The sequence below is a fragment of the Streptomyces sp. NPDC033966 genome (assembly GCF_055575955.1).
Window position 1 is genome coordinate 445,801 of record NZ_JBVIRQ010000002.1, and the last position, 23,232, is coordinate 469,032.

General features: G+C 75.2%; 17 protein-coding genes. 4 read left to right on the plus strand and 13 right to left on the minus strand.

The window, feature by feature from the left end; all coding sequences use genetic code 11:
* Nucleotides 1–872 precede the first annotated feature (872 nt).
* Together ACZ518_RS07510 and ACZ518_RS07515 are read right to left on the minus strand one after the other, a co-directional pair.
* The gene (locus ACZ518_RS07510; protein ID WP_469112062.1) at nucleotides 873–1,334 is read right to left on the minus strand and encodes a MarR family winged helix-turn-helix transcriptional regulator; all 462 of its coding nucleotides are present in this window, start codon (nucleotides 1,332–1,334) and stop codon (nucleotides 873–875) included.
* 186 nt (nucleotides 1,335–1,520) lie between these two features.
* The gene (locus tag ACZ518_RS07515) at nucleotides 1,521–2,162 is read right to left on the minus strand and encodes a winged helix-turn-helix transcriptional regulator (protein WP_469112063.1); all 642 of its coding nucleotides are present in this window, start codon (nucleotides 2,160–2,162) and stop codon (nucleotides 1,521–1,523) included.
* 103 nt (nucleotides 2,163–2,265) lie between these two features.
* Here ACZ518_RS07515 and ACZ518_RS07520 point away from each other — a divergent pair, with 103 nt between their 5' ends.
* Nucleotides 2,266–3,477: a pyridoxal phosphate-dependent aminotransferase gene (locus ACZ518_RS07520; RefSeq protein WP_469112064.1), complete on the plus strand. Its 1,212-nt coding sequence runs from the start codon at nucleotides 2,266–2,268 to the stop codon at nucleotides 3,475–3,477.
* 76 nt (nucleotides 3,478–3,553) lie between these two features.
* On the opposite strand, the gene ACZ518_RS07525 is transcribed toward ACZ518_RS07520, so the two are convergent.
* Nucleotides 3,554–3,976, minus strand: a complete 423-nt coding sequence (locus tag ACZ518_RS07525; RefSeq protein WP_411103949.1) for a DUF350 domain-containing protein — start codon at nucleotides 3,974–3,976, stop codon at nucleotides 3,554–3,556.
* Between the two features lie 116 nt (nucleotides 3,977–4,092).
* Between ACZ518_RS07525 and ACZ518_RS07530 the strand changes: the two genes are divergently transcribed.
* Nucleotides 4,093–6,024 carry a GNAT family N-acetyltransferase gene (locus tag ACZ518_RS07530; protein WP_469112065.1) on the plus strand — a complete coding sequence of 644 codons (1,932 nt, stop codon included), beginning with the start codon at nucleotides 4,093–4,095 and terminating at the stop codon, nucleotides 6,022–6,024.
* Here ACZ518_RS07530 and ACZ518_RS07535 read toward each other — a convergent pair.
* Complete coding sequence (locus ACZ518_RS07535; RefSeq protein ID WP_469112066.1) at nucleotides 5,979–8,003, minus strand: AMP-binding protein; 2,025 nt, start codon at nucleotides 8,001–8,003, stop codon at nucleotides 5,979–5,981. The genes ACZ518_RS07530 and ACZ518_RS07535 overlap by 46 nt on opposite strands.
* A 139-nt stretch (nucleotides 8,004–8,142) precedes the next feature.
* Here ACZ518_RS07535 and ACZ518_RS07540 point away from each other — a divergent pair, with 139 nt between their 5' ends.
* Entirely contained in the window at nucleotides 8,143–10,023 is a 1,881-nt protein-coding gene (locus tag ACZ518_RS07540) for an ABC transporter ATP-binding protein (RefSeq protein ID WP_469112067.1), read from the plus strand.
* A gap of 47 nt (nucleotides 10,024–10,070) precedes the next feature.
* On the opposite strand, the gene ACZ518_RS07545 is transcribed toward ACZ518_RS07540, so the two are convergent.
* Genes ACZ518_RS07545 through ACZ518_RS07565 form a run of 5 tightly spaced genes read right to left on the minus strand, consistent with a single transcriptional unit; the run spans nucleotide 10,071 to nucleotide 14,781 of the window.
* Entirely contained in the window at nucleotides 10,071–11,636 is a 1,566-nt protein-coding gene (locus ACZ518_RS07545; RefSeq protein ID WP_469112068.1) for an AAA family ATPase, read from the minus strand.
* Nucleotides 11,637–11,652: 16 nt separating this feature from the next.
* A complete protein-coding gene (locus ACZ518_RS07550; protein ID WP_469112069.1) occupies nucleotides 11,653–12,234 on the minus strand; it encodes a hypothetical protein in 582 nt (193 codons plus the stop codon).
* A 2-nt stretch (nucleotides 12,235–12,236) separates the two neighbouring features.
* The gene (locus tag ACZ518_RS07555) at nucleotides 12,237–12,479 is read right to left on the minus strand and encodes a hypothetical protein (RefSeq protein WP_469112070.1); all 243 of its coding nucleotides are present in this window, start codon (nucleotides 12,477–12,479) and stop codon (nucleotides 12,237–12,239) included.
* Nucleotides 12,476–14,254 (minus strand): hypothetical protein, encoded by a 1,779-nt coding sequence (locus tag ACZ518_RS07560; protein ID WP_469112071.1) that lies wholly within the window; start codon nucleotides 14,252–14,254, stop codon nucleotides 12,476–12,478. Before ACZ518_RS07560 ends, ACZ518_RS07555 begins: the two co-directional genes overlap by 4 nt.
* The gene (locus ACZ518_RS07565) at nucleotides 14,251–14,781 is read right to left on the minus strand and encodes a hypothetical protein (RefSeq protein ID WP_469112072.1); all 531 of its coding nucleotides are present in this window, start codon (nucleotides 14,779–14,781) and stop codon (nucleotides 14,251–14,253) included. The genes ACZ518_RS07560 and ACZ518_RS07565 overlap by 4 nt, the downstream gene beginning before the upstream one ends.
* Before the next feature lie 158 nt (nucleotides 14,782–14,939).
* On the opposite strand from ACZ518_RS07565, the gene ACZ518_RS07570 reads away from it, so the two are divergent.
* Nucleotides 14,940–16,811 (plus strand): caspase family protein, encoded by a 1,872-nt coding sequence (locus ACZ518_RS07570; protein WP_469112073.1) that lies wholly within the window; start codon nucleotides 14,940–14,942, stop codon nucleotides 16,809–16,811.
* A gap of 7 nt (nucleotides 16,812–16,818) precedes the next feature.
* On the opposite strand, the gene ACZ518_RS07575 is transcribed toward ACZ518_RS07570, so the two are convergent.
* Genes ACZ518_RS07575 through ACZ518_RS07590 form a run of 4 tightly spaced genes read right to left on the minus strand, consistent with a single transcriptional unit; the run spans nucleotide 16,819 to nucleotide 23,229 of the window.
* Nucleotides 16,819–20,802, minus strand: coding sequence for a CHAT domain-containing protein (locus ACZ518_RS07575; protein WP_469112074.1), 3,984 nt, complete (start codon nucleotides 20,800–20,802; stop codon nucleotides 16,819–16,821).
* Nucleotides 20,803–20,818: 16 nt separating this feature from the next.
* A complete protein-coding gene (locus ACZ518_RS07580) occupies nucleotides 20,819–21,472 on the minus strand; it encodes an RES family NAD+ phosphorylase (protein ID WP_469112075.1) in 654 nt (217 codons plus the stop codon).
* A 3-nt stretch (nucleotides 21,473–21,475) separates the two neighbouring features.
* Nucleotides 21,476–22,123: a hypothetical protein gene (locus ACZ518_RS07585; RefSeq protein ID WP_469112076.1), complete on the minus strand. Its 648-nt coding sequence runs from the start codon at nucleotides 22,121–22,123 to the stop codon at nucleotides 21,476–21,478.
* Complete coding sequence (locus ACZ518_RS07590; RefSeq protein WP_469112077.1) at nucleotides 22,120–23,229, minus strand: macro domain-containing protein; 1,110 nt, start codon at nucleotides 23,227–23,229, stop codon at nucleotides 22,120–22,122. The genes ACZ518_RS07585 and ACZ518_RS07590 overlap by 4 nt, the downstream gene beginning before the upstream one ends.
* Nucleotides 23,230–23,232: the final 3 nt, after the last annotated feature.

The window sequence follows — 23,232 nt, forward strand, 5'->3', positions numbered from 1 at the left end:
TCCGGCGGCAGACGGCCGCCGGGCGGCTGGTGCGCGCACCGGCATGGCACCGGGCTCGTGCGCGACGTCACGGCCGTGCGCGCGGCGGCGGATCGAGGCCCCTGGAGTCAATGCCCGCAGGGAGCGGGGGCCGCTGAGCGATTATCGTCATAGTGACGAGATTAGACTGGGGTGAACCCACAAAGCAAGAAGGACGTCCCCAACACGGCGGAAGGGGGCGGGAGACGGGGCGGGGACCGGCCCATCACCTGGCGCAGCACCCTGACCGGGCGCACCACACGGGACCTGCTACGCCGCATGCGCATCCCCACCACCTCGGCCGGCAGCGCGTGTGTACACGCCCCTGCGGTGCCGGAGTCGCTGCAACCGACCGGCTGAGGAACACCCGCGCACCTCGTGGTCAGTCCCGGCGGATCTCTTGCGCCGGTGTCTTGCGCCTGGTGAATTTACGCTGGAACCGGCGGCCGGTGCGGTGAGCGGCCCCCGGTCGTCACCCGTGGGCACCTGCCTCTCCCCCTCCGCGCAGGTGCCCACCCCAGCACCGGCGGGCGGAACTATCCCGCGGCTGCGGCGGGCCCCGCCGAACCGGGGCACGTCCTCCACGGCCGCGTCCAGACGAAGGCGCACGTACGGATCGGATGCCGGTGGACACCGCCCCGGTCGACGGAGGTGTCGGCGCTGATCTCCGCGACGAGGCCGGGCCGTGTCGAGGACGTCGCGGGTGCCCCACGCCGACGAGAACTTCGCACCGGTCCAGGGATGGCCGGAGCCGGCGGCGGTGAGTGCTCGGCGAGCTGGCGGGCCGCGTCGGGCCGCAGCCAGGCCAGGTCACGGGCTCCGGGTCGAAAGCGCTGGTTGAGGGACGGGCACCTTCACAACACCCCCTGGACGAGGTTGTCGGTGACGCGCTGGAGCACGGAGACCGCGGTCGCGTACTCCTCCTCCGTGATGTCGCCGAGGAGCTCCGCGCGTACCCGGTCCATGTGTTCCTTCGCCGTCGCCAGGCCCTGGCGACCCTGCTCCGTGAGGGTCAGCCGGCCGTCCGTGCCGATGCCGAGCCAGCCCCGGTGGACGAGGGCGTCGGAGGCGTGGACCATCACCTGGGCGCCCATGCCGTAGGGCACGGCCACGGCGCGGATCTCCTCCCTGGTGAGGCCGTGCTCGGCCCGAACTATGTTGTTGAGCGCCCACCAGTGGGGCTGGGTCATGTCGATGCGCGCCAGGGCGGCCTGCGAGTGCCGCAGGATCGCCTCGGTGGCGCTCCAGGCGACCAGGGCGATGGGCCGCTGGCCGAGCGGGGTGGTGCCGTTCTGCGGGGTGCTTACGGTCTCCATGATCGCTAAGCTAGGACCTCTAGTGCGGTTGAGGTCAAGGCTGGTTCAGCTGATCACGGCTGCGACGGTGCAGCGCCGGTGGGTGAACATGCAGGGAGTACGGCTCAGCCCTCAACACCCCGCCCATACAGGGGAAATACCCGACCCGAAGCCTTCTGCAACACGTAAAGCGTGTTGCAGACCGTGTCAGGCTCCGCGCAGGGCGGCCGCCACCGGGCCCTCGCCGAGTACTTCCAGGCGGCCCGCGCTGAGGGCCCGGGCCACGTCGAGCCTGCCGTCGCCGAGCTCCCGGCAGGTGTCGGCGTCGAGCACGAGGCGGGCGTCCGGCGCGCCGGACGGGCCGTCCCCGTACGCCGGGCCCTCGCCGCCGAGGCGGAGGTGGAACACCCCCTCGTCCAGGGCCACGTCGACGACGGCGGGGCCCTCGGTGGCCGGGAGGCGGCGCAGCAGGGGCAGGGCGTACCAGTGCGCGCGCAGCGCGTCGGTGGGGCGGCGTTCGGCGAGGTCGGGGGCGCCCCATTCGGCGAGTGCCGTGAGCACGGGCAGCAGTCCGGCGCCCCGCGCGGTCAGCTCGTACACGGTCGCGGCCGCCGGCGGCGGGAGCTTGCGGCGGGTCGCCAGGCCCTGCGCCTCCATGTCCTTGAGCCGGCCGGCCAGTACGTCCGTGGAGACTCCGGGCAGGTCGGCGTGGAGGTCGGTGTACCGGCGGGGGCCGGCCAGCAGCTCCCGGACGATCAGCAGGGTCCAGCGGTCCCCGACCGCGTCCAGGGCGCGGGCCGAGGCGCAGTACTGGTCGTAGCTTCGACGGCGTGGCTGACGAGGTGACATGCAGCGCAGTCTAGACAACATGTTGGACTTTCCAAGCTGTCACTTGGTAAAACCAAGCAGGAAGTCCGGAGTACGGGAACAGCGGGAACAGGGAGGGCACGGCATGGAGTTCCGGCAGTCGAGCAAGCTCAGCGAGGTCTGCTACGAGATCCGGGGCCCGGTGATCGAGCACGCCAACGCGCTCGAGGAGGCGGGCCACAGCGTGCTGCGCCTCAACACCGGCAACCCGGCCGCCTTCGGCTTCGAGGCGCCGGAGGAGATCGTCCAGGACATGATCCGGATGCTCCCCAAGGCCCACGGCTACACCGACTCGCGCGGCGTGCTCTCCGCCCGCCGGGCCGTGGTCCAGCGCTACCAGGCCGTCGGCCTGACCGACGTGACGGTGGACGACGTCTTCCTCGGCAACGGCGTGTCCGAGCTGGTCTCCATGGCCGTCCAGGCGCTCCTGGAGGACGGGGACGAGGTCCTCATCCCTGCCCCGGACTTCCCGCTCTGGACGGCCGTCACCACCCTGGCCGGCGGCAAGGCCGTGCACTACGTCTGCGACGAGTCCGCCGACTGGTACCCGGACCTCGACGACATGGCCTCCAAGATCACGGACCGCACCAAGGCCGTGGTCGTCATCAACCCCAACAACCCCACGGGCGCCGTCTACCCGAGGGAAGTCCTGGAGGGCATCCTCGAACTCGCCCGCCGCCACCGGCTGATGGTCTTCGCGGACGAGATCTACGACCAGATCCTCTACGACGACGCGGTCCACCACCACGCCGCCGCCCTCGCCCCCGACCTGGTCGTCCTCACCTTCTGCGGACTGTCGAAGACCCACCGCGTGGCGGGCTTCCGCTCCGGCTGGCTGGTGGTGTCCGGCCCGAAGCAGCACGCGCGCAGCTATCTGGAGGGGCTCACCATGCTCGCCTCCATGCGGCTGTGCGCCAACGCCCCGGCCCAGTACGCCATCCAGGCCGCGCTCGGCGGCCGCCAGTCCATCCACGAGCTGACCGCCCCGGGCGGGCGGCTCCTCGAACAGCGTGACCGCGCCTGGGAGAAGCTGAACGAGATCCCCGGCGTGTCCTGCGTGAAGCCGAAGGGCGCGCTGTACGCGTTCCCGCGCATCGACCCCAAGGTGCACCCGATCCACGACGACGAGCGGTTCGTGCTCGACCTGCTGCTGCGGGAGAAGATCCAGGTCGTCCAGGGCACGGGCTTCAACTGGCCCCGTCCCGACCACTTCCGGATCCTGACCCTGCCGTACGCCGACGACCTGGACGCGGCGATCAGCCGGATCGGCCGCTTCCTGAGCGGGTACCGGCAGTAGTCGCGGCACGGAGTACGACGAGAGCGCCGCTCCCCACCGGGAGCGGCGCTCTCGTCGTACTCCGTCGCGGCGCCGGTCAGGCGATGGAGGCGGCCACGATGGCGGCGACCGCCAGGTTGCAGGAGGCGGTGACCCACACGGCCGGGTGCGGCTCCGGGTCGACGACGATGGCGCCGAGCTTGCCCGGGGTCACCAGGTCCAGCACCAGGAAGGCCACGGCCATCAGGACCAGGCCCAGGACGCCGAAGGCGGCGGTGGACAGCAGGCCCTTGCCGAAGTCGTCGTAGGTCGTCCAGATCGAGGTGAAGACGATGCCGCCGATGCCCAGGAGCGCCGAGCTGAGCAGGAGGGCCGCGTTGCGGTTGCGCTCCTCCCAGATCTGCTTCGGGAGCTTCCCGGGCGTCAGCACGTCCACGAGGACGATGCCGAGGATCAGCAGCACCAGACCGAGGGCGCCGTAGGCGCTCGTACGGCCAAGTCCGTTGATGATGTCGCTCATTGAGAAGCCTGTCTCCGCGTGGGTGGGAAAGGATGGTCCGAAACGGGCCGGGACGGTGCCGTGGGGAGGCCGAATCTATCGCACGGCCCCGCCCCGGACCATGGGGAGGTCAGGAAATGGCAAAGGTCAGGGCCGCGCGGGCCGGGGAGGCGGCAGCGCTGACGGCGCTGGTGATGCGGTCGAAGGCGTACTGGGGGTACGACGCCGCGTTCCTCGCGGCGTGCGCGCCGCAGCTGCGCGTACGGGAGGCGGAGCTGGCCGCCCGGAGGATCGTGGTGGCCGAAAACGCTCGCGGGGAACTGTTGGGCCTCGCCTCCCTGGACGACGCCGAGGACGCCGATGCCCCTGAAGGCCTTGAGGCCCCCGAGGCCCCCGAGGCCCCCGAGGACACTTCCGGAGCCGGACCGGGGGACGGGCCGGCCGCCCGGCTCGGGCTGCTCTTCGTGGAGCCCTCGGCCATCGGGCTCGGCACCGGGCGGCTGCTGTACCGGGACGCGCTGCGCCGGGCCGCCGCCCTGGGCCTGCGCCGGCTGCTGATCGACGCCGATCCGCACGCGGCCGGCTTCTACCGTGCGATGGGCGCCGTGGAGCACCCCGGCGCGGCCCCGGAGGGGCTCGTACGGTTCGAGGCCGCGCCCGTGCCGCTCGCGGACTGGGCGCGGGCCTGGACGGGCGGGGTTCCGGCGGTGCACGTGGGCAACGTCGCCGAGTTCAACGCGCAGTTCGCCGACGCCTCCCTCGACCGCGAGCAGCGCGCCGCGCACGACTACGCCTGCCTCGCCGCCTTCTACAGCCCCCGCCCGGCGGCCCTGGTGCTGCCCCGGCCGGTGTCCCCCGGCTGGGTCGCCCTGGTCGGCCGGCAGCTGGGCTGGGGCCCGGACGTCGAGGTGTACGACGGGCTCGCGGAGCGGGGCCCCGGGCTGTCGGAGGCCGTATCGGCCCGGCCGGCGCTGGCCCGGCGGGTGACGGGGGGCGGGCTGCCCCTCGTGCCGTGGGGGATGACCGGCCCGTACGCCCGGCTCGCGGGCCTGCCGTGGCGGCCGGACGGGCTGCGGTACGAGTCGAAGGCGGCCGCACACGCCCTGTTCGGGCGGATCCTGGCGGGCGGGGGGCATCCGGGGATCACGCTCCCCGCGCAGTGGCGGGCCCGCGGCCGGCGGGCGGCCGTCCGGCTGCTGGCGGCGCGGTCCCGGGCGGGCGAGAGCACCGTTCTCAAATCGGAGCACGGTGTCGGCGGTTCGGGCACCACGGTGCTCACCCCCGGGGAGGTACGGGCGGCCGGCGGGGCCCGGGCCGTGCTGCGACGGCTGCCGCGCGGGCCGCTGCTGGTGGAGGAGTACGTGCACGGCCCGGCGGACGCGCGCGTGCCGCGGGACCTGACCTACGACGGGTTCGTGGACGGCGCGGGCCGGCCGCACGAGGTCGGCGCGGCGGTGATGGACGTGGCCCGCGGCGGCTACCGGGGCGCGACGGTCGGTCCCGGGGTGGTCCCCGGCCGCCTGGCGGGGCCGCTGCTGGCGTTCGGCGCGGCGGTGGGCCGGGAACTCGCCGCGTCCGGCTACCGGGGCTGGTTCGACGTGGACTTCGTCACCGACGCGGCGGGGCGGCTCGCGCCGACCGAGGCCAACTTGCGGCTCACCGGCCCGTCGGCGGCCTTCATGGTGGCGGCCCGGCTGGACGAGCTGCGGGGCGCGGGGCACCTCGTACGGATCGCGGACCGGGTGGAGCTGGGCGCCCGGCTGCCCGACGCGCAGGTGGAGGCGTTGTGCGCGGACCTGGTACGGGGCTGCGCCGCGCTCGGGGCCGTGTTCGTGCCGGCGATCCCGACGGGGGCGTTCGACCCGGTGCCGTGGCTGGGCGTGCTGGTGGCCGCGCGCGGCGCGGAGGCGCTGGACGCGGCCGAGGCACTGGTGCGGGAGCGGGCCCGCGCGGCCGGTGACTGCTTCGGGGCTGACTTCTGCCCCGGCCCCGGCACCCGGCCGGGGTCCGCCGGCGCCGGCGGTCAGTCGTCGAAGTCGAAGGGGCTGGACGGCTTCCGGGTGGCGTAGACGGCCACCACGAGGGCCGCGACCATGAGCGGGACGTTGAAGGCGTAGACCAGGGCCGCCTGGCGCGGCCAGTCCTGTTTGGCCGCCAACCGGTAGAGGTTGTCCTGCGGCCACCAGGCGATCAGCAGGTACGCGATCGCCAGGTGGGCGGCGGTGGTGATGCCGCGCCCGCGCCGCTGGGCCAGCATGGGCCGGCGTCCGGAGAGGAGGAACATCACCCCGGCCCCGAAGGCGAGGCTCTCGCACAGGTAGAGGATCCAGAAGAGCAGGGCCCACGTGCCGGGGACGCCGGTCAGGTCGGTGGAGCCGGGCCAGATGACTCCCGTGAACCCCCGGGCGAGGAGGCCCAGCAGCGGCGCCCCGCAGCCCAGGGCGAAGGCGAGCGGCACCACCTCCTCGCTGCCGCCGGCGCCCGCCGCCCGGACTCCCCCGTACTTGCCCCCGCCCCGGCCCCCGCCCACGGGGGCCAGGAGCAGCGGCGGCTGCGGCACCTGGGTCCGGTCCTCGCGGCCGGCGCGGGTACGGGGCAGCGCCCGCATCCGGACCACGGCGCGCGGGGTCAGGCCGGCGGGCACCTTCCCCTTCAGGTACTCCCTCAGCAGGGCCGTGTCCGGCAGGGCGGCGGCCGGGGCGCCGGGCGGCGGGGAGACGTACGCGACGAGCCGGTGCCCGCCCCCGGTGACGGGGACGCGGGCGACCAGGGCGGCGCCCACTGCGGCGTGCCCGCGGATCTCGGACTCCAGCGGGTACGGGTCTATCCGGGCGCCGTCCTCCCCCTCGATCCGGTCACCGGTTCTGCCGCCGAACTCCAGGAGCCCGTCCGGGCGCAGCACCCCGAGGTCTCCGGTGGCCACCGCCCCGCCGCCGCCGGGCGGGTCGACGACGAGCTCCCCGTCGGTCACCCGGACCCGGCAGCCGGGGAAGGGGGTCCCGAGCAGGGAGATCCGCTCGGGCCCGTCCAGCGGGCGGGGCAGCTGCGGCAGTTCGAACCAGGTGCCGGTGCCGGCGGCCTCGGTGAGGGCGTAGACGTTGAGCACACGGGCACCGGGGCGCAGCCGGTCCTGGAGGGCGCTGTGTTCGTCGAGGTAGAGGCGGTCCCCGCTGACGGCGAGCAGCCTCAGGGACCGGAGGTCGGCGTCCGGCTCCCGGCGGGCCCCGGGCCGGACGATTCCCGGCCCGGGGGCGGGTTCACCGAGCAGCAGCTCCACGGCGCCCGCCGGGTCGGTGTGGACCACGTCGGCCTCCGCCCTGCGGACGGCGCGGCGCACCTCACCGGACAGCCAGGCGGCGCCCTGGGGCAGTACGAGGGCGCCGCCGGAGCACAGGGCCCGGGTCCAGCCGGCGGCGAAGGGCGTGGTGTCCGGCCCGCCGGTGAACAGGTGCCGGTCCCCGGCAGTCAGCCGGGCCACCTCCGCCCAGGCTTCGTACGCGGCGAGCAGCAGCGCGTGGCCGACGGGCACGGGGCGCGGGGTGGGGGCGCCGGTGAACAGCACGGCCGCGCCGCCCTGCTCGGCGGTGCGGCCGGGGGGCCGGCCGGGGCCGGGGCCGGGGTCATCGTCGGGGTCGAGCGTGCGCAGCCCCTTGCCCGCGCCGAGGCGGGCCTCGTCGGCGGGGCGGGCGATCAGCAGGTCCGGCGCGAGGGCGGCGAGCTGCCGCCTCCCGCCGCGCGGGTCGGCGACGTCGAGGACCGCGTAGACCCCGCCGGCCTTGAGCACGGCGAGCAGGGCCGTGACCAGCTCGCGCTGCCGGGGCAGGGCGAGGGCGACCAGGCCGTTCGCGGGCAGGCCCCCGTCGGCCAGGTGCCGGGACAGCCGGTCGGACTCCGCGTCGAGTACGGCGTACGGGACGGTCTCGTCCCCGGTGATGAGCGCGGGGGCCCGCGGGGTCCGGCGGGCCCACTCGACGAAGCGGTGCAGCACGGTGTCGGCGCCCTGGCGGGCGGCGTGGTCCGGCTGCGACGACTGCGGTGGCTGCGTCATTCCCCGATGATGCCACTGGGCGCCGACAGTGCCCGGAGACAGCGAAATTCCTTTGGCAAAACGTGAGTTGGCAACACAAGGGGGTGAGTCCGCGCGGATTCGTTGACCTGAAGTTTGGTTGAGGTTCTAGCGTGGAGCCATGGACATGGAAGTCACCGCCTGGCATTCACTGCACAGTGCGATCAACGCCCAGCAGGACCGCCGCCCGCTCTCCCGGGCGAGCCTGCGCCGGATCGCCGCGTTCGCCCGCCCGCACCGGCGCGGGCTGACCCTCTTCTTGTTGCTGAGCGTGGTGGGCGCGCTGCTGGCGGTGGCCACTCCCCTGCTGGCCAGCCGGATCGTCGACACCATCGTCGGGCACGGGGACGAGGGCGAGGTGGTCCGGCTGGCGCTGCTGATCGCGGCGATCGCGGTGGCCGAGGCGGGGCTGGGCCTGCTGACGCGCAAGCTGTCCGCCACCCTCGGCGAGGGGCTGATCCTCGATCTGCGCCGGGCGGTCTTCGACCACGTCCAGCGGATGCCGGTCGCCTTCTTCACCCGGACCCGGACGGGCGCGCTGGTCAGCCGGCTCAACAACGACGTGATCGGCGCCCAGCGGGCGTTCAGCAACACCCTCTCCGGGGTGGTCTCCAACGTCGTGACCCTGCTGCTGACGCTGGGCGTGATGCTCACCATCTCCTGGCAGATCACCCTGCTGGCGCTGGTGCTGCTGCCGGTGTTCGTGCTGCCGGCCCGGCGGATGGGCGCGCGGATGGCCGGGATGCAGCGGGAGGCGTCGGCGCTGAACGCGGCGATGGGCACGCAGATGACGGAACGGTTCTCCGCGCCCGGCGCGACCCTGGTGAAGCTGTTCGGGCGGCCCTCGGACGAGTCCGCCGAGTTCGCGGCCCGCGCGGCCCGGGTCCGCGACATCGGGATCCGTACCGCGATGGCCCAGTCGGCCTTCATCACCGCCCTGACCCTGGTCTCCGCGCTGGCCCTCGCCCTGGTGTACGGGCTGGGCGGGTACTTCGCCCTGCGCGGCACCCTGGAGGCCGGCTCCGTCGTCGCCCTCGCCCTGCTCCTGACCCGGCTGTACGCCCCGCTGACCGCGCTCGCCGGGGCCCGGGTCGAGGTGATGAGCGCCATGGTCAGCTTCGAGCGGGTCTTCGAGATCCTCGACCTGAAGCCGCTGATCGCCCAGAAGCCGGACGCCGTGGAGGTGCCCGAGGGCCCGGTGTCGGTGGAGTTCGACCGGGTCTCCTTCGGCTATCCCTCCGCCGACAAGGTCTCCCTCGCCTCCCTGGAGGAGGTGGCCGTGCTCGACGCCCGGGGCGGCAGCCGGGTGCTCCACGAGGTGTCCTTCCGCGCGGAGCCCGGCCAGATGATCGCCCTGGTCGGCTCCTCGGGCGCCGGCAAGTCGACCATCGCCCAGCTGCTGCCCCGGCTGTACGACGCCGACGCGGGCGCGGTCCGCCTGGGCGGCGTCGACGTACGGGACCTGACCGCCGACTCCATCCGCGACACCCTCGGCATGGTCACCCAGGACGGCCACCTCTTCCACGAGTCCGTACGCTCCAACCTGCTGCTGGCCCGGCCCGGGGCGGGCGAGGACGAGCTGTGGGAGGCCCTGCGCCGCTCGCGCCTGGACACCCTGGTCGCCTCCCTCCCGGACGGCCTGGACACCGTCGTCGGCGAGCGCGGCTACCGGCTGTCGGGCGGGGAGCGCCAGCGGCTCACCATCGCCCGGCTGCTGCTGGCCCGGCAGCGGGTGGTGATCCTCGACGAGGCCACCGCCCATCTGGACTCCACCTCGGAGGCGGCCGTGCAGGAGGCGCTGGCCGAGGCCCTCTCCGGCCGCACGGCCGTGGTGATCGCGCACCGGCTGTCCACCGTCCAGGCCGCCGACCTGATCCTCGTGGTGGAGGAGGGCCGGATCGTCGAACGCGGCACGCACCCCGCGCTGCTGGCGGCGGACGGCCGGTACGCCAAGCTGTACCGGACCCAGTTCGCCACGCGCGGCGCGCCCGCCGCCGGGTAGACCGGGCCGGTAGACCGCCGCCGGGCAGACCGGGGCCGGGCCGGCCGTCAGTCGTCCAGGAAGACGATCCGGCGGCCCTGCCCGGTGGAGCCCTGGGCGGTGGTGGCCGCGAAGCGCCCGGCGGGGACGGCGCGTTCGCGGCCCCAGGCCCGGATCTCCTCGATCTGCTCCGGGTTGTTGCGGCTGAGCGGGACCGTGTTGGAGAAGGTGTCCTCCACGAAGTCGGGCCGCATCAGCTCGGTTCCGCCGCCCAGGTAGACCTCGGCGCCGACGTCGTGCAGGGCGGCCTCGATGTCCGAGCCGGCGAAGCCGTCGGAGAGGTCCACGAGCCGGGCGAGCTGCTCGCGGCCGGGTTCGGCCCTCAGGTAGCGGCGGTAGTAGATGCCGATGATCTCCTCGCGGTCCCGGGCGTCGGGCAGGTCCACGAAGAAGAGTTCGTCGAAGCGGCCCTTGCGCAGCAGCTCCGGCGGCAGGCTGCGGACGTCGTTGGCGGTGGCCACGACGAAGGCGCGGGACTGCGACTCCTGGAGCCAGAAGAGGAACTGGCCGATGATGCGCTGCGGCACCCCGGTGCCGTCGTTCGCTCCGGCCAGCCCCTTCTCGATCTCGTCGATCCACAGCACGCAGGGGGCGACCCGGTCGGCGGTCTCCAGCGCCTCCCGGAAGCGGCCTTCGGACTCGCCGAGGTACTTGCCGTGGATGGAGCCCATGTCCAGCCGGTACAGCGGCAGCTGCCACTGGGCGGCGATGGCCTTCGCGGACAGCGACTTGCCACAGCCCGGTACGCCCACCAGCAGCACTCCGCGCGGCGGCCGCAGGTCGGTGGCGCGCAGGTCGGCCTGGAGGAGGCGGCCGCGCCGGCCCAGCCAGTCGCGGAGGTTGCTCAGGCCGCCGACCGCGTAGTCGGAGGCCTTCAGGGGCACCTTCTGCAGCCCGGTGAGGTCGTTGAAGATGCGGTCCTTGGACTGGGCCAGCAGCACCACGTCGCCTGCCTCCACGGAACCCTTGGCGGCGACGGTCGCCATCAGGTTGACGGCCTCCCCCTCGGTGACCCCGACGAGGAACCCGGCGGCGCGCCGGACGTCCTGCTCCTCCCAGGCGATGGGGATGTGGCCCCGGTGGTCGTCCAGGAAGGCGGACAGCGTCGCGTACATCTCGTCGGCGTCGGGCAGGTCGAGCTGGAGGGTCATCCCGAGCCGCTGGAGGCCGCTCCACACCGGGCTGTCGGTGATCAGGATGACGCTGCCCATGTTGGTGTCGGCGAGCCGGGCCAGTTCGGCGACGTGCCGGGCCAGCGAGGTGTCCGCGTCCAGGCCGTCGGGTTCGACGAGGACCAGGGTGGCGTTGGGGCGGGAAGTGAACTGGGAGGCCGCGTACTCCATGGCTCCGGTGAGGGAGCGGTCGTCCATCACGGCCGTGTTGGTGCGCAGGTCCCGCAGTCCGGTGGCCCGGGTGTAGATCCAGAAGGGCATGTTGCCGCGCCGGGCGTGGGTGGCGGCGGTGCGCACGAGGCGCAGCGCGCGCTGCTGCTCGATGGTGCGCAGGCAGATGACCGGCACCCGGGCGGAGATGTAGCTGTCGAGGTCGCGCCGGCATTCGGCGTAGGTGGGCATGGGTGGCGGTCTCCGGTCAGTCGGTGATGATGCGGCGGCGGGCGGGCGCCGCCGGGTCGTACGACCAGCCGTCGCCCGGAGGCCGGTCCGGGGCGGGGGCGCCGCCGGGGCCGGGGGCGGTCAGCGGGTTCTCGCGCAGGGTGCGCCGGCGGGCCTCGATCAGGCCCGGGTCCGCGCCGGCCCGCAGGCCGCCGTCCAGGGCGGCCTCCAGCTGCCGCTGGAACCCGGCGATGTGGCCCTCGACGAGTGCCCCGAGCCGTTCGCGCAGGTCCGCCGGCAGGGCCGGGTGCGCGGCGAGGGCGCGGACGGCGTCGAGGCCGGTGCGGGCCTGCGCGAGGGCGCGGCCGGCGTCGAACTCGTCGCCGGCGGCGTCCAGGGCCGCGGTCAGGGCGGCCGCCCAGCCGCGCAGGCGCCGGTCCAGGGCGTCCGTGAGCTGCCCGGAGAACCGGGCCCAGGTCTCGGGGTGGAATTCCTCCGGGTGCAGTACGGGCAGCCGGGCGGCGGCCTCGGCGGTGGCGGCGCCGCCGTCCGCGCCCCAGTCGCGCAGGAACCGCGTCCAGGTCTGGTAGGCGCCGCCGTGGCCCCACATTCCGTCCATGGTCAGGGCCGCTCCCGCCGGCTGCCCGGGCGGCGGACGAGCTGTTCGCCGGGCGGGAGCGGGGACCAGTCGGGCAGTCCCTGGACGATCCGGCGCAGCCGGGCGGTGGTGCGCTCCTCGACGGGCTCGGTGCCGGCCGCCCACAGCCGGCGGCGCCCGCCGGCGGCGGGTCCCGCGGCTCCTGGGGCCTCGGGCTCGGGCTGCGGGTCGGGGCTCTCCCGGGTTCCGGGGTCGGGGGTGCTCACGCGGGGTCGCCTCCCGGGGTGACGGTGCGGCCGGTGAAGGGGGAGTTGCCCTCGGTGGCGGTGGCCAGGGAGTCGATCAGCTCCCGCACCCGTTCTTCGACGGCGTCGGCGTCTAGGTACGCCTGGTTCCACGCCGACAGTTCGGCGCGGGTGGCGACCAGTTGGCGCAGGCTTTCGCCCTTGGCGTCGGCGAGGTACCGCTGCGCGGCCTCCTGGACCCGGCGGCACTGGCTCGCCAGGTTGTGGATGACCAGCCAGGCGACGCCGCCGACGACCAGCGCGGCCATCAGGGAGCCGACCGCACCGCCGCCCGCGCCGCCGATGAGCACGGCCACCAGGACCGCGACGACCGCCAGCGCCACCGGCTGGGCGTACTTGTATCCGAGCCCGGCGACGAAGGGGGCGGTGTGCCGGTCCCAGTGGTCGCCGAGGCCCTGCTGGAGCTCCGCCAGCGTGCTGAGGAAGGAGCCCTGCCAGGGCGGCAGGTGGAACTGCCGGCCGCCCGCCAGCGGGTAGGCGGCCCCGAAGCGGATCTGGACGTCCTGCGGTACGCCGGCCCGGTAGTCCCGGGAGAAGCCCTGGTGGGCGTGGTGGAACCAGTCCCGGCAGGCGGCGACGGCGAGCCGCCGGGTGTCCTGGGAGGTGCCGATGGCGGCCGGGTTGAGGGCGGCGGAGCTCTGGACGGTGAGGTAGTCGAGGGCTTCGTCGTACGAGGAGGAGTCGGCGTCGGTGGCCGTCCGGGCGCGGACGGTGTCCCCGTCGTGGGCGATCACCGCCTCCTGGTAGGCGAGGTCGCGGCGCAGCGGCAGCTCCTCGTTGTCGTACTCGGAGACGAGCCGGTCGAGGATGTCGTCGACGGCGTCCTCCAGGCGCCCCGAGGGGGCGGGTTCGGTGTTCATGACCGCCGTGTACTTGTCGAGGACCGCCTGCTGGCCCCGGGCAGCGGAGAGCACTCCGCCCAGCTGCGGCCACTGCGGGGACAGCGTGTGCAGGAAGGGGAACTCGGTGCCGGGCACGGGCGGGCACAGGCTGCGCAGTTCGGCTCCCCAGCGCTCGATCTGGACGTCCTGGGCGGCGGTGTCGGCGCCGAGCAGCGCCTGCCAGTCGTCGAGGGCGTCGCGCAGCAAGGCGCGGCCGACCGGGCCGAAGGCGCCCTGGGCCACGGACTCGAGGATGACGGCGAACTCGCGGCCGAGGGCGCGCGGGTCCTGGGCCAGCAGGTAGTGGCGCAGCCAGCGCGCGGATTCGGCGGGGCGGGCCTGGCGGCGCAGGACGAGCGCGAAGAACAGCGAGGTACGGGCCGGGGAGCGGCGGAAGGCCTCCTGCACGGCCCGTTCGCACAGGGCCGGGTCGTCGGCGGACCAGGCGGTGAGCGCGACCAGCGCGGGCGCGAGCCAGTAGCGGGGGGTCTGGAGCATCAGTTCGTCGCCGACGGTGCGGACGACGTCCTCGGAGACGAGGCCGAGGTCGAAGGCCTGGAGCATGCCGACGGCGGTGCGCCGTACCACCTTGTGGTGGCCGAAGTCGTGGTCGAGCTGGTCCTGGAGGACGCCGACGCGGGTCTCGGCGCGCTGGAGGGCGGCGACGAGCCGGGCCTGGGCGGCGAAGGCGAGGAACTCCTGGCGCAGCTGCTGGAGTTCGCCGCGGGCCTGGTTCTGCTGCGCTTCGACGTACTTGACCTGGGCGCCGACCTGGACGACCTGTTCGGAGACCCCGAGGACGAGTCTGTTGATCGCGGCCAGCTTGATGTGCAGGCCCGCGTCGACGCCGCTCATGCCGCGCCTCCGGAGCGCGGTCCGGTGGGTCTGACGACGGATCCGCCCGCCAGGACGGGCAGCAGCAGCCCGTCGGAGTACACCTCCACGTACGCGTAGCCCGGGTTGCGCACCAGCATCCGGGCGCCGCCGTAGGGGTCGGGAAGGGTGTCGCGGGGCGAGTAGTGCGTGACGATCGCGCCGAAGAGGTCGAGGACGTGGTCCACGTAGGGCGGGCCGAGGTGGCAGCGGGCGAGGAAGCCGACGGGCGCGCCCGGGTGTTCGCTCTCGTAGTGTTCCCGGATCCAGTCGGCGAGCCGCCGCCTCGCCGCGTCGTCGAGGCCGGCGTCGAAGCCGGAGACGGCGTCGAGCAGTTCCCGCGAACGGTCCTTCAGCCGGTCGGCGACCGGGCCCGCCGGGCGGCCGGCTCCGGCGGCCGCCGGTTCGGGGCCCAGGCCCGTGCCGGTGCCGGTGCCGCTGCCCGTGCCCGTCGCCCGCGGGTCCTGGGCGGGTCCGACGATCCTGCGCGGACGCTCGATGTACCCCATGGCCTCCCCCGATTTCATGAGTGGAGCACGCAGATTAGTGACGTTCCGTCAATCCTGCGACCCCAAAAGGGATTTGAGCCATAGCAGACCCGGAACCGCCCCCGATGCGACCGGATTCCGGCCAGTGGCCGCCCGGCGCGGCGGACCACACTGGGGCCATGGAGACGGTGTACGCCCTGCTCGTGGGCATCAACGAGTACCGCACCGGGATGCGCGCCGGTCTGCGCGGGTGTCTGAACGACGTGGCCGCGGCCCGCGCCGCGCTGGAGGCGGCCGCCCCGGGCCGGGTCCGCGCCCGCGTGCTCACGGACGGCGCGGCAACGGCCGCCGCCCTGGAGGAGGGGATCCTCGGCCACCTCGGGCAGGCCGGTCCCGGTGACACCGCCCTGCTGTGGTTCTCGGGGCACGGTACGCAGTACCCGGCGCTCACCCCGGACGAGCTGCTGATCGAGCCGACCGGCTGGTGCCAGGCGCTGGTCTGCGCGGACGAGCCGCTGCCGGACAAGCGGCTGGGCGTACTGCTGGACGGGGCGGCGGCGGGCGGGGCCCGGGTGGTGGCGGTTCTGGACTGCTGCTTCTCGGGCGGGGCCAGCCGAGAGGGATGGGCCTCGCGGATGCTGCCGCCGCTGCCGTCGTGGCGGCCGTCGCCGTCCGTCGGCGCGCGGGACGTGACCGGGCCGGGCCGGCAGGTGGGCCATGTGCTGCTGGCGGCGAGCCGCAGCGGCCAGCCCGCGTTCGAACGTCCCGTGGAGGGCCCCGACGGGCCGGTCGTCCAGGGCGTGTTCTCGTACGCCCTGACCCGCGCGCTGCGGGCCGCGCCGTGGGCCGACGTCCGGGAGCTGCTCGCGGGGGCGGAGGCGACGGTCCGGCGGCTGGTGGCCGGGCAGCAGCCGGTGCTGTTCCCGGCCGAGCCGGGCGGGCCCGCGGACCGGCCGCTGCTGGGCGGTGAGTACCAGGGGCTCGCCGTGGACCCGCCGCGCCGGGGTCCGAGCCCGTACCTGCTGCGGGAGGGCCCGGAGGGCTGGGAGGTCGACTGCGGGCGGGTGCACGGCCTGACCGGCGGCGCCGGTACGGAGTTCACGGCGGCGGGCGGCGGTCTCGTACGGGCCGCGGCGGTCCGGGCGGACCGGACCCTGGTCGTTCCCGACGGCTGGACGCCGGAGCCGGGGTCGGTGCACGCGGTGTCCCTGTCGGCGCTGGCCCTGCCCCCGGCGGCGGTGGTCCTCGACGGGGAGCGGATCCCGCTGCCCGCCTCCCCGCTGCTGCGCGAGGTGGCGGCCGGCTCGGCGGAGGAGGAGTCGGCCGGGCTGCTGCTGCGGGTGGAGGTGCGCGGGGCGCGGGCACGGGTGCTGCGCCGCGACGGGTCCCCGTACGTGCCGCCGCTGCCGCTCGCCACGGACGCGGACGCGGTGCGGCTCGGGGACTGCCTGACCCGGCTGGTGCACTGGCACCGGATCCGCGACCTCGGCTCGGGGCTGTCCCCGCTCAGCGGGCACGTCAAGGTGGAGGTGCTGCCCGGTGAGGCCGGCGACGGCGAGCCCCTGCGGCCCGACGGCAACGGGGAGGTCGTCCTCGCGTACGACGGCACCCGCGAGCCGTGGGTCACCGTGCGGCTGCGCAACACCGGCCCCCGGCCGCTGTGGTGCGTGCTGGTCAACCTGGACGACCGCTTCGGCGCGGACACCTCCCTCTTCCCGGGGGAGTTCATCGGCCCCGGCATGACCGGCCACGCCCTCGACGGGCAGCCGCTGCGGCTGGTACTGCCCGCCTCCCGGCCGGTGCGCCCGGGCGCCTCCGTACGGGACTGGCTGACGCTGGTGGTGGCCGAGGGGGAGCTGAACACGGTGCCGTTCCACCTGAGCCGCTGGGAGCCGGACGCCGCACGCACCGGCGCGCCCCGGCGCGCGCCGGCCGACGGGCTGCTGCGGCTGGGGCTTCCCCCGGGGGACCGGGACCTGCTCCCGGCGGGCACCCACGGCCCCGGCCGGTGGGCGGCGAGCACCCTCGCCCTGCGCACGGTGGTTCCGTAACGGTCCTTCACTGCCCCAGGTGGGTGAAGCCGGCCCAGGCGGTGAGGTCGTCCGGGTCGAGGTGCGGCAGGCGGGCGGCGAGCGCGGGCGGCAGCCCGTCGGGGACGGCCCGGTCCGGGTCCAGCATCCACAGCTGGGCCCGGCGCAGCGCCCGGGCGGGCGGCTCCTGTTCGCGGCGCAGGTAGTGGTGGGTCAGGAACATCAGTACGGAGGTCGCGTCGTCCGGGACCGGCCACAGCGAGCCGATGACCGACCGGCTGCCCGCCACGAGGAAGGCGGACGACAGGCTGTAGGCCTCGTTGAGGCCCCGTCCGGAGACCTGGCTGCGGCAGGCGGCGAGCACGACGAGCCCGAGCGGCCCGTGGGCGGCGCCGGCCAGCTCTTCGGCCGTGAGGACGCCTCCCTTGAGGGCGAGGTAGGAGCTGCGGGGCCGGTTCTCCTCGACCGTGCCGTGGCAGGCGAGGTGCAGGACGGCGCCGCCGTCGGCGCGTTCGCGCAGCCAGCGGGCGACCTCCTCGGGCGTGCCGTCGCCGGAGCGCAGGCCCAGGCGGTCGCCGTCGGGGTAGAAGGCGCGCCGGACGGCGTCGGCCTCCTCCCCCGCGTACGGCAGGTCGCCGGTGGGGTCGCCGACGACCAGCGCGGTGCCGGTGTGCGGGGACACCGGGCGGGCGGCGACCTCGCAGAGCAGGCGCGCGGAGGCCGCGTACGAGATCTCCGCGTCCTGGAGGGCGTACCGGCGGCCCCTGCTCCCGTCGGCGAACGCCGCGTGCCAGGGGACGAGGCCGAGGGCGCCCATCGGTACGAGGACCAGCCGGGGCACCCGGCCCGGCCGGTCGGGGACGTCGAACGTGCCCAGCAGCGGCCGCAGCGCGGCCCGCCAGGCCCAGGAGCACAGCCGGTCCAGCCGCTCGCGCAGCGGCGGGGCCGGGGCGGGGCGGGCGGGGTGGTGACCGGGGACGGGTTCGATGTCCCGGGGTGCCGTGCCCCGGCCGGGGGTGTACTCGCGCAGGGGGCCGGCGTCCGCCCGCAGGCCGGGCAGCGGCACCTCGTGGACGTCCCCGCGGCTGGTGACGACGACGGCGGTGCCGGGGTTGTGGGCAGTGGCGGCCACCAGGTAGACGAGGGCGTCCTTGTCCTGGGCGCGCAGGGCCGCGCCGATCTCCTCGGGGGTGGGCGGGTCGAGCAGCCGGACGCGGGCTTCGGTGAGGGCGAGCACCACCCGGCGGCGCAGTTCGCCCGGCGCGGCGTCGGGGTCGGCCGCGGCGCCGGAAGCGCGCCATTCGGCGGCGAGGGCGTCCCGGCCGGCGGCGGTGAGGAGTTCGGGGACGGAGCGGCTGGTGGTGGCGGCGTGCAGGACCAGCCCGCGGCAGGCGTCGAGGGCCTGGAGGGCGTCCTGCGGGGCCCGGTCGGCGACGCACCAGCCGAGGACCTCCTCGGAGAGGCCGGTGGCGAGCCGGGCGGCCTCGGCGGCGTCCTGGGTGCCGGACTGGAACAGCGCGGAGCACGCGAAGCCGCGCATGGCCTCCAGGCCGAGTCGGCGCCCGCGTTCGCGGTCGCGGCGGGCCAGTCCCGAGCGGACCCTGTAGGCCTGCGCCAGGGCGTGGGCCGAGACTGCCCACAGCCGGTGCTCGGGGCCACCCATCGCCTCGACGGCCCCTTCCAGGAGGCTGATGGCCCGCTCCAGGTCGCGGGCACGCTGCGGGGAGCGCACCTGTTCCTCGGCCAGGACCAGGGTGCAGTACGTGGCGCCGACGTCGGACGTGTAGCGGATCCAGGTCTCGCCGCCCGGCTCGCTGAGCCGGACGGCTTCCTCACCGATGCCGAGGGTCTCCCGGATCCGGGGCAGGTCGGCCGCGACGAGGGCATCCTGCTTCCAGGCCAGGGCCAGGCCACCGATCACCGCGGCCCGGTGCCCGCGGGGCAGTTTGGCTGCCAGGCGCCGCAGTTCGCGCACCGATGGCCGCCCGGCGGGGACCGGCAGGAGGGGGACTTCGAGCCGGGCCGCGAAGTTGTTGCGGGACATCCGGGCGGTCTCCAGGACGGCCCAGGCCTCGATCCAGCCGGGGTCGTCGGCCTCCACCCCGGCGACGTCCCGGACCACCTCCGCCAGGTGGCCGTCCGCCCCGGCCAGGTCGCCCCGCTTGACGGCGACGCCCACCCGCGCCGCCGCCTGCTGGAGCCGCAGCAGGCGGTCCACCTGCGGGGTCAGCTTCAGGGCGGAGCGCAGCCGCTCCCAGTCGGCCTGGTCGGGGACCACCCCGCTGGTGATCCCGTGCAGTTGTGCGAGCATGCCCGAGGCGCTGGTGGCGCCGTACGTCAGCCAGGGACTGTCGTTGCCCGCGCGGGCGGCCTCCGTGAAGTACTCGACCGCCTCGGCGAGCCGGGCGGCGTTGTCGTTCAGCATGCCCTGGGCGAGGCGGTAGTTGCCCAGGACCGCGTACCCGTGGCCGCGCCACGCGGGGTCCTCGTCCGCGTACGCGCGGACGAATCCGGTCAGTTCGGCGTCGCGCTCGGGGCCGATCCGCTCGCCGCCGGGGTCCAGGACCACCATGTTCAGCAGGAGGTGCACAGCGCGCTCGGCGCGCTCGGGGCCGGGTGCCGTCGCCCGCCACAGATCGAACAGCTCCGAGAAGCGGAGCTCCCAGGCTCCCCGGGCGGGTGAGCCCTCCCCGTACAGGATCTCGTCGAAGGTGAAGTCGGGGGAGGCGCCGTTCCCGTAGCGCTCGCGGAAGTCCCGGTAGATGCGCGCGATCTCCTCGGCCGTGAGGGTGTCGGACCGGCCCCTCCCCTGGCGGTTGCGCGCTTCGGAAACCATCAGGAGGAGCATGTCGCGTACCTCGGAGGAGAGTTCGTCCGCCCCTTCCAGGGCCAGCAGGCCGGCGCTTTCCATCACGTCCAGCCGTGCCGGGTCCTGGTCCGTCTCGTAGCGCAGGTGCTGGGCGGTCGCCAGCGACAGGGCGGCGAGCGTGACCTTCCCCTCGGCGGGTTCCCACCGGTCCACGGCGCGGGTCAGCAGGGCGATGGCGAGGTCGAGCGCCGCGGGGTCGAGCCCCTGCTGCACGCGGGTGAAGAGGAACCGGCCGAACCGGTCGAGGTAGAACCAGGGCAGCGCGTCGATCTCCGCCCCGGTGGTCAGCAGTGCGGTCAGCTCGGCGGCGGCCCGGTCTCCCTCCGCCTGCTCGGCCCAGGTCGCGGCTATCGCGGCGCGGGCGAAGGTCACCCGCAGCCGTGCCTCCCGTTCCCAGGAGGGGTGGCCACCCGCCTCGGCCAGCGCGCGCAGGGTCTCGTCGCGGGCCTCCTCCAGCAGGGCGCGGTCGGCCGCGTGGTAGCCGTGGAAGGTGAGGGACGCCCCGCGGGACAGGCGGACCAGCGGCAGGTCCCGTCCCCGGTCGCCGGCGGCCAGGACCCGGCCGTAGTGGTCGGCGGAGCGGACGTAGGACACGGTGTCGCCGGTGCGCAGGCCGTGCTGCTGCCAGAGGTAGCCGAGGGCCTCCAGGAGGTCGGCGTCCTGGCCGTCGGTGTCGTCGAGGGCCTCCTGGCCCAGGCGCAGGGCCTCGTCGAGGAGGCCGGGGTCGTCGGCGCCGTCCGTGATCCGGACTTTGGTGATGCAGGCCAGGATCCGGCGGGCGTGCACGGCGCGCAGTGACGAACGCTGCGCGTCGGGGAGTTCGGCCAGGCCCCGTGCGAGCAGGTCCTGGACCTGGAGGGCCAGTTCCGGGGCGGGCCGCTCGTCGTACCGCAGGGCGAGGAGGTGCCCGTACATGACCCGCCGCACCGGCCAGGACGGGCCTTCGGCCGGGGCGCGGAAGGCGTGGGCGAAGGCCTCGGCGGCGAGGTCGAGGTCCTCGGGGTCGGCCTCCTGCTCGTAGAGCCGGTAGCTCAGCTCCCCGGCCCGCCCGCACAGTTCGCGGGCCTCGTCGGTGCCCGCCCGGACGGCGGCGAGTGCTGCCATGGCCTCGTCGCGGGCGGTTCTCAGCTCGGCGGTGTGCACGGGTGCCTCCGGGGGCTCAGGGCGCGAGGCGGGCGTGGTAGGGCAGGAGGACCTGGTCGAGCCAGCGGCGGCCCGGCTCGGTGGCGAAGTCCACGGGGTCCTCGCCGGTGGGGGCGAGTACGGCGGGCGGGCAGCGGTCGCCGAACAGGACGAGGGCCCGCTCGCCCGGCTCCCGTTTGGAGGACCACAGGAACCCCTGCGCCCACGGGTCGGTGTGGCGGCGTATCCAGTGCGCCCAGTCGCGGGTGTACGGGTAGTCGCGGGCCTCCGCCTGGACGAGCCAGCTGTCCTGGTGGACGGCGGCCAGGTCCTGTCCGGTGACCAGCGCGACCACGTCGAGGGACTCCGTCAGGCGCAGCGGCGACAGCCGGCGGCCGGTGACCGCCACCCGGGGTACCAGCCGGGCCGCGCCCGAGGGGTCGAAGGGCAGCGAGTGCAGGACGCTCTCGCTGACGGCTGCCTGCGGGGTGAGTCCGGCGTACAGGTAGCCGTACCGGTCGCAGGAGGTGGAGTCGAAGCGGCCGCCCCCGTACAGGCAGTGGGCGGGGACGGGGTTGAAGGCGTCGCCGGGGCGGCGGGCCGAGTGCACCCGGTACAGCGGGGTGCCGGCGGCGAGGGTCACCTTGGCGGGGGCGCCGGCCGGCTCGGCGGGCGGCCGGTAGTTGGGCACGGGCTACTCCCCTTCGGCGAGGAACTCGGCGGCGGCGACGAGCCGTCGCTCGTCGGGGGTGTCGAGCAGGGTGACGGGTGCCGGGCCGAGCCAGGCGTTCGGGGAGAGCCACCAGTCGGCGGCGCCCCAGGGGTCGTCGTCCGCACCCAGCCGCGCGTTGACCTCGGCGACGGTCGGGCGGACGCGCCCGTCCGGGGTGAACTGGAAGGCGGGCAGCCGGATCAGGCCGCCGGGCGCGCGCAGCCGGATCAGGCCGGGGGCGTAGGGGTCGGGGCCGTGCTCCAGGACTTCGGCGTCGCCGAGGGCGGGGGCGGCGAGGAGGCGGTCGCGGACCTCGCCGAGGACCGGTCCGACCATGCGGTGGCCGTCGAGGACGAGGACGGCCAGGTCGTCGGCGGTGTAGCCGAGGTGGCCGGCGGCGGGCGCCTCGGGGGCGGCGGTGAGCCGGCTCTCGCCGGGGAACCGGTCGGGCAGCCGCTCCCCCAGCAGCCGGGCGGCGAGCAGCGCGGCGCGCCGGGCGCCTTCGCCGGGTGCCGTGCGCAACGCGGTGAGCAGGAGCGCGAGTCGCCGCAGGGAGGCGGGGTCCAGGCGGGAGCGCAGCTCGTCCCAGTCGGCGGCCGCGGCGGCCAGCCGGGCGTAGGGGTCGGTCATGAGGGGTGCCCGTCCGGTTGGGTGAGCAACTCCTCGATCAGGTCGGCGCGTTCGGGGCGGCGTACCAGGAGGTGGACGTCCCGGTCGCCGCCCCGGGCGAGTTCGGCCTCGACGGCGGCCCAGACGGCGGCGAGGCTGTCCTCGGGGGCGAGGCCGCCGCGGCCGGCACCCAGCAGGGGCAGGCAGACGGAGGTCCGGGCGGGGCCGCCGGCCAGCAGGGCGAAGACGCGGGTGACGGCCCGGGTGACGTCGGCCGGCAGGACGTCGTAGTCGTTGGTGCCGGGACGGGGCGCGGCCACCGCGGCGTGGTGGATGTGGCGGATGCCCTGTGCTTCGAGGGCTCCGGCGCCGGTGACGGCGACCGTGCCGGGTGCCACCGGGAGGCCGTGCGGGGCGTACCGGTCGGTCCAGGCGCGCAGTTCGTCCCGGATGCGGTCCTCGACGACGCGGCCGGCCGGGTCCCGTACGGCGCCCGCGCGGCGCAGGGAGGCGGCGACGGAGGACTTGTACGGCTCGGGGAGGGCGAAGTGGGTGTTGGACGGGGAGACCACCGCGTCGACGTCGCGCAGCAGGTCGACGGGGTGCACGTGCAGGGTCAGCGTGTGCTCGCGGCCGCCGGTCCGGACGGTGATCCGGCGGTGGCTGGGGGGCAGTTGACGGGCCGGGCCGCGGGACGCGGGCGGGTCTTCGGCGCCGTCCGGGGGTAAGTGGCCGGCGGCGGCGCGGCGGACGAGCTGCTCGGCCACCTGTCCGAGCACCATCAGCTCCTGGTGCTTGCGGAAGCGCTCCACACTGACGCCGTACACCTGGGCGGCGCGTCTGCGCCGGTCGGCGGGGGGCCAGTCCCGGGTGCCGCGCGCGAGGCCGAGGCTGTACTCGGCGGCCTCCTGGAGGGTGCCCCCGCCCATGGCGGCGACGGCGGTGCGCAACAGCCGCTCGACGGCGGGGAAGTGCGGCTCTCCGGGGCCCCCCGCCCCCGGACCGGCCGACATGCCGGTGAGCAACGGGAGCCTGAGCTCACGCAGTCGGACGATCCCGGCCCGCCGCACTTCCCTCACCTCCGCGAGGACCTCCCCGTAGTCCGGCAGTTGTGTGGGCGACGACATGGC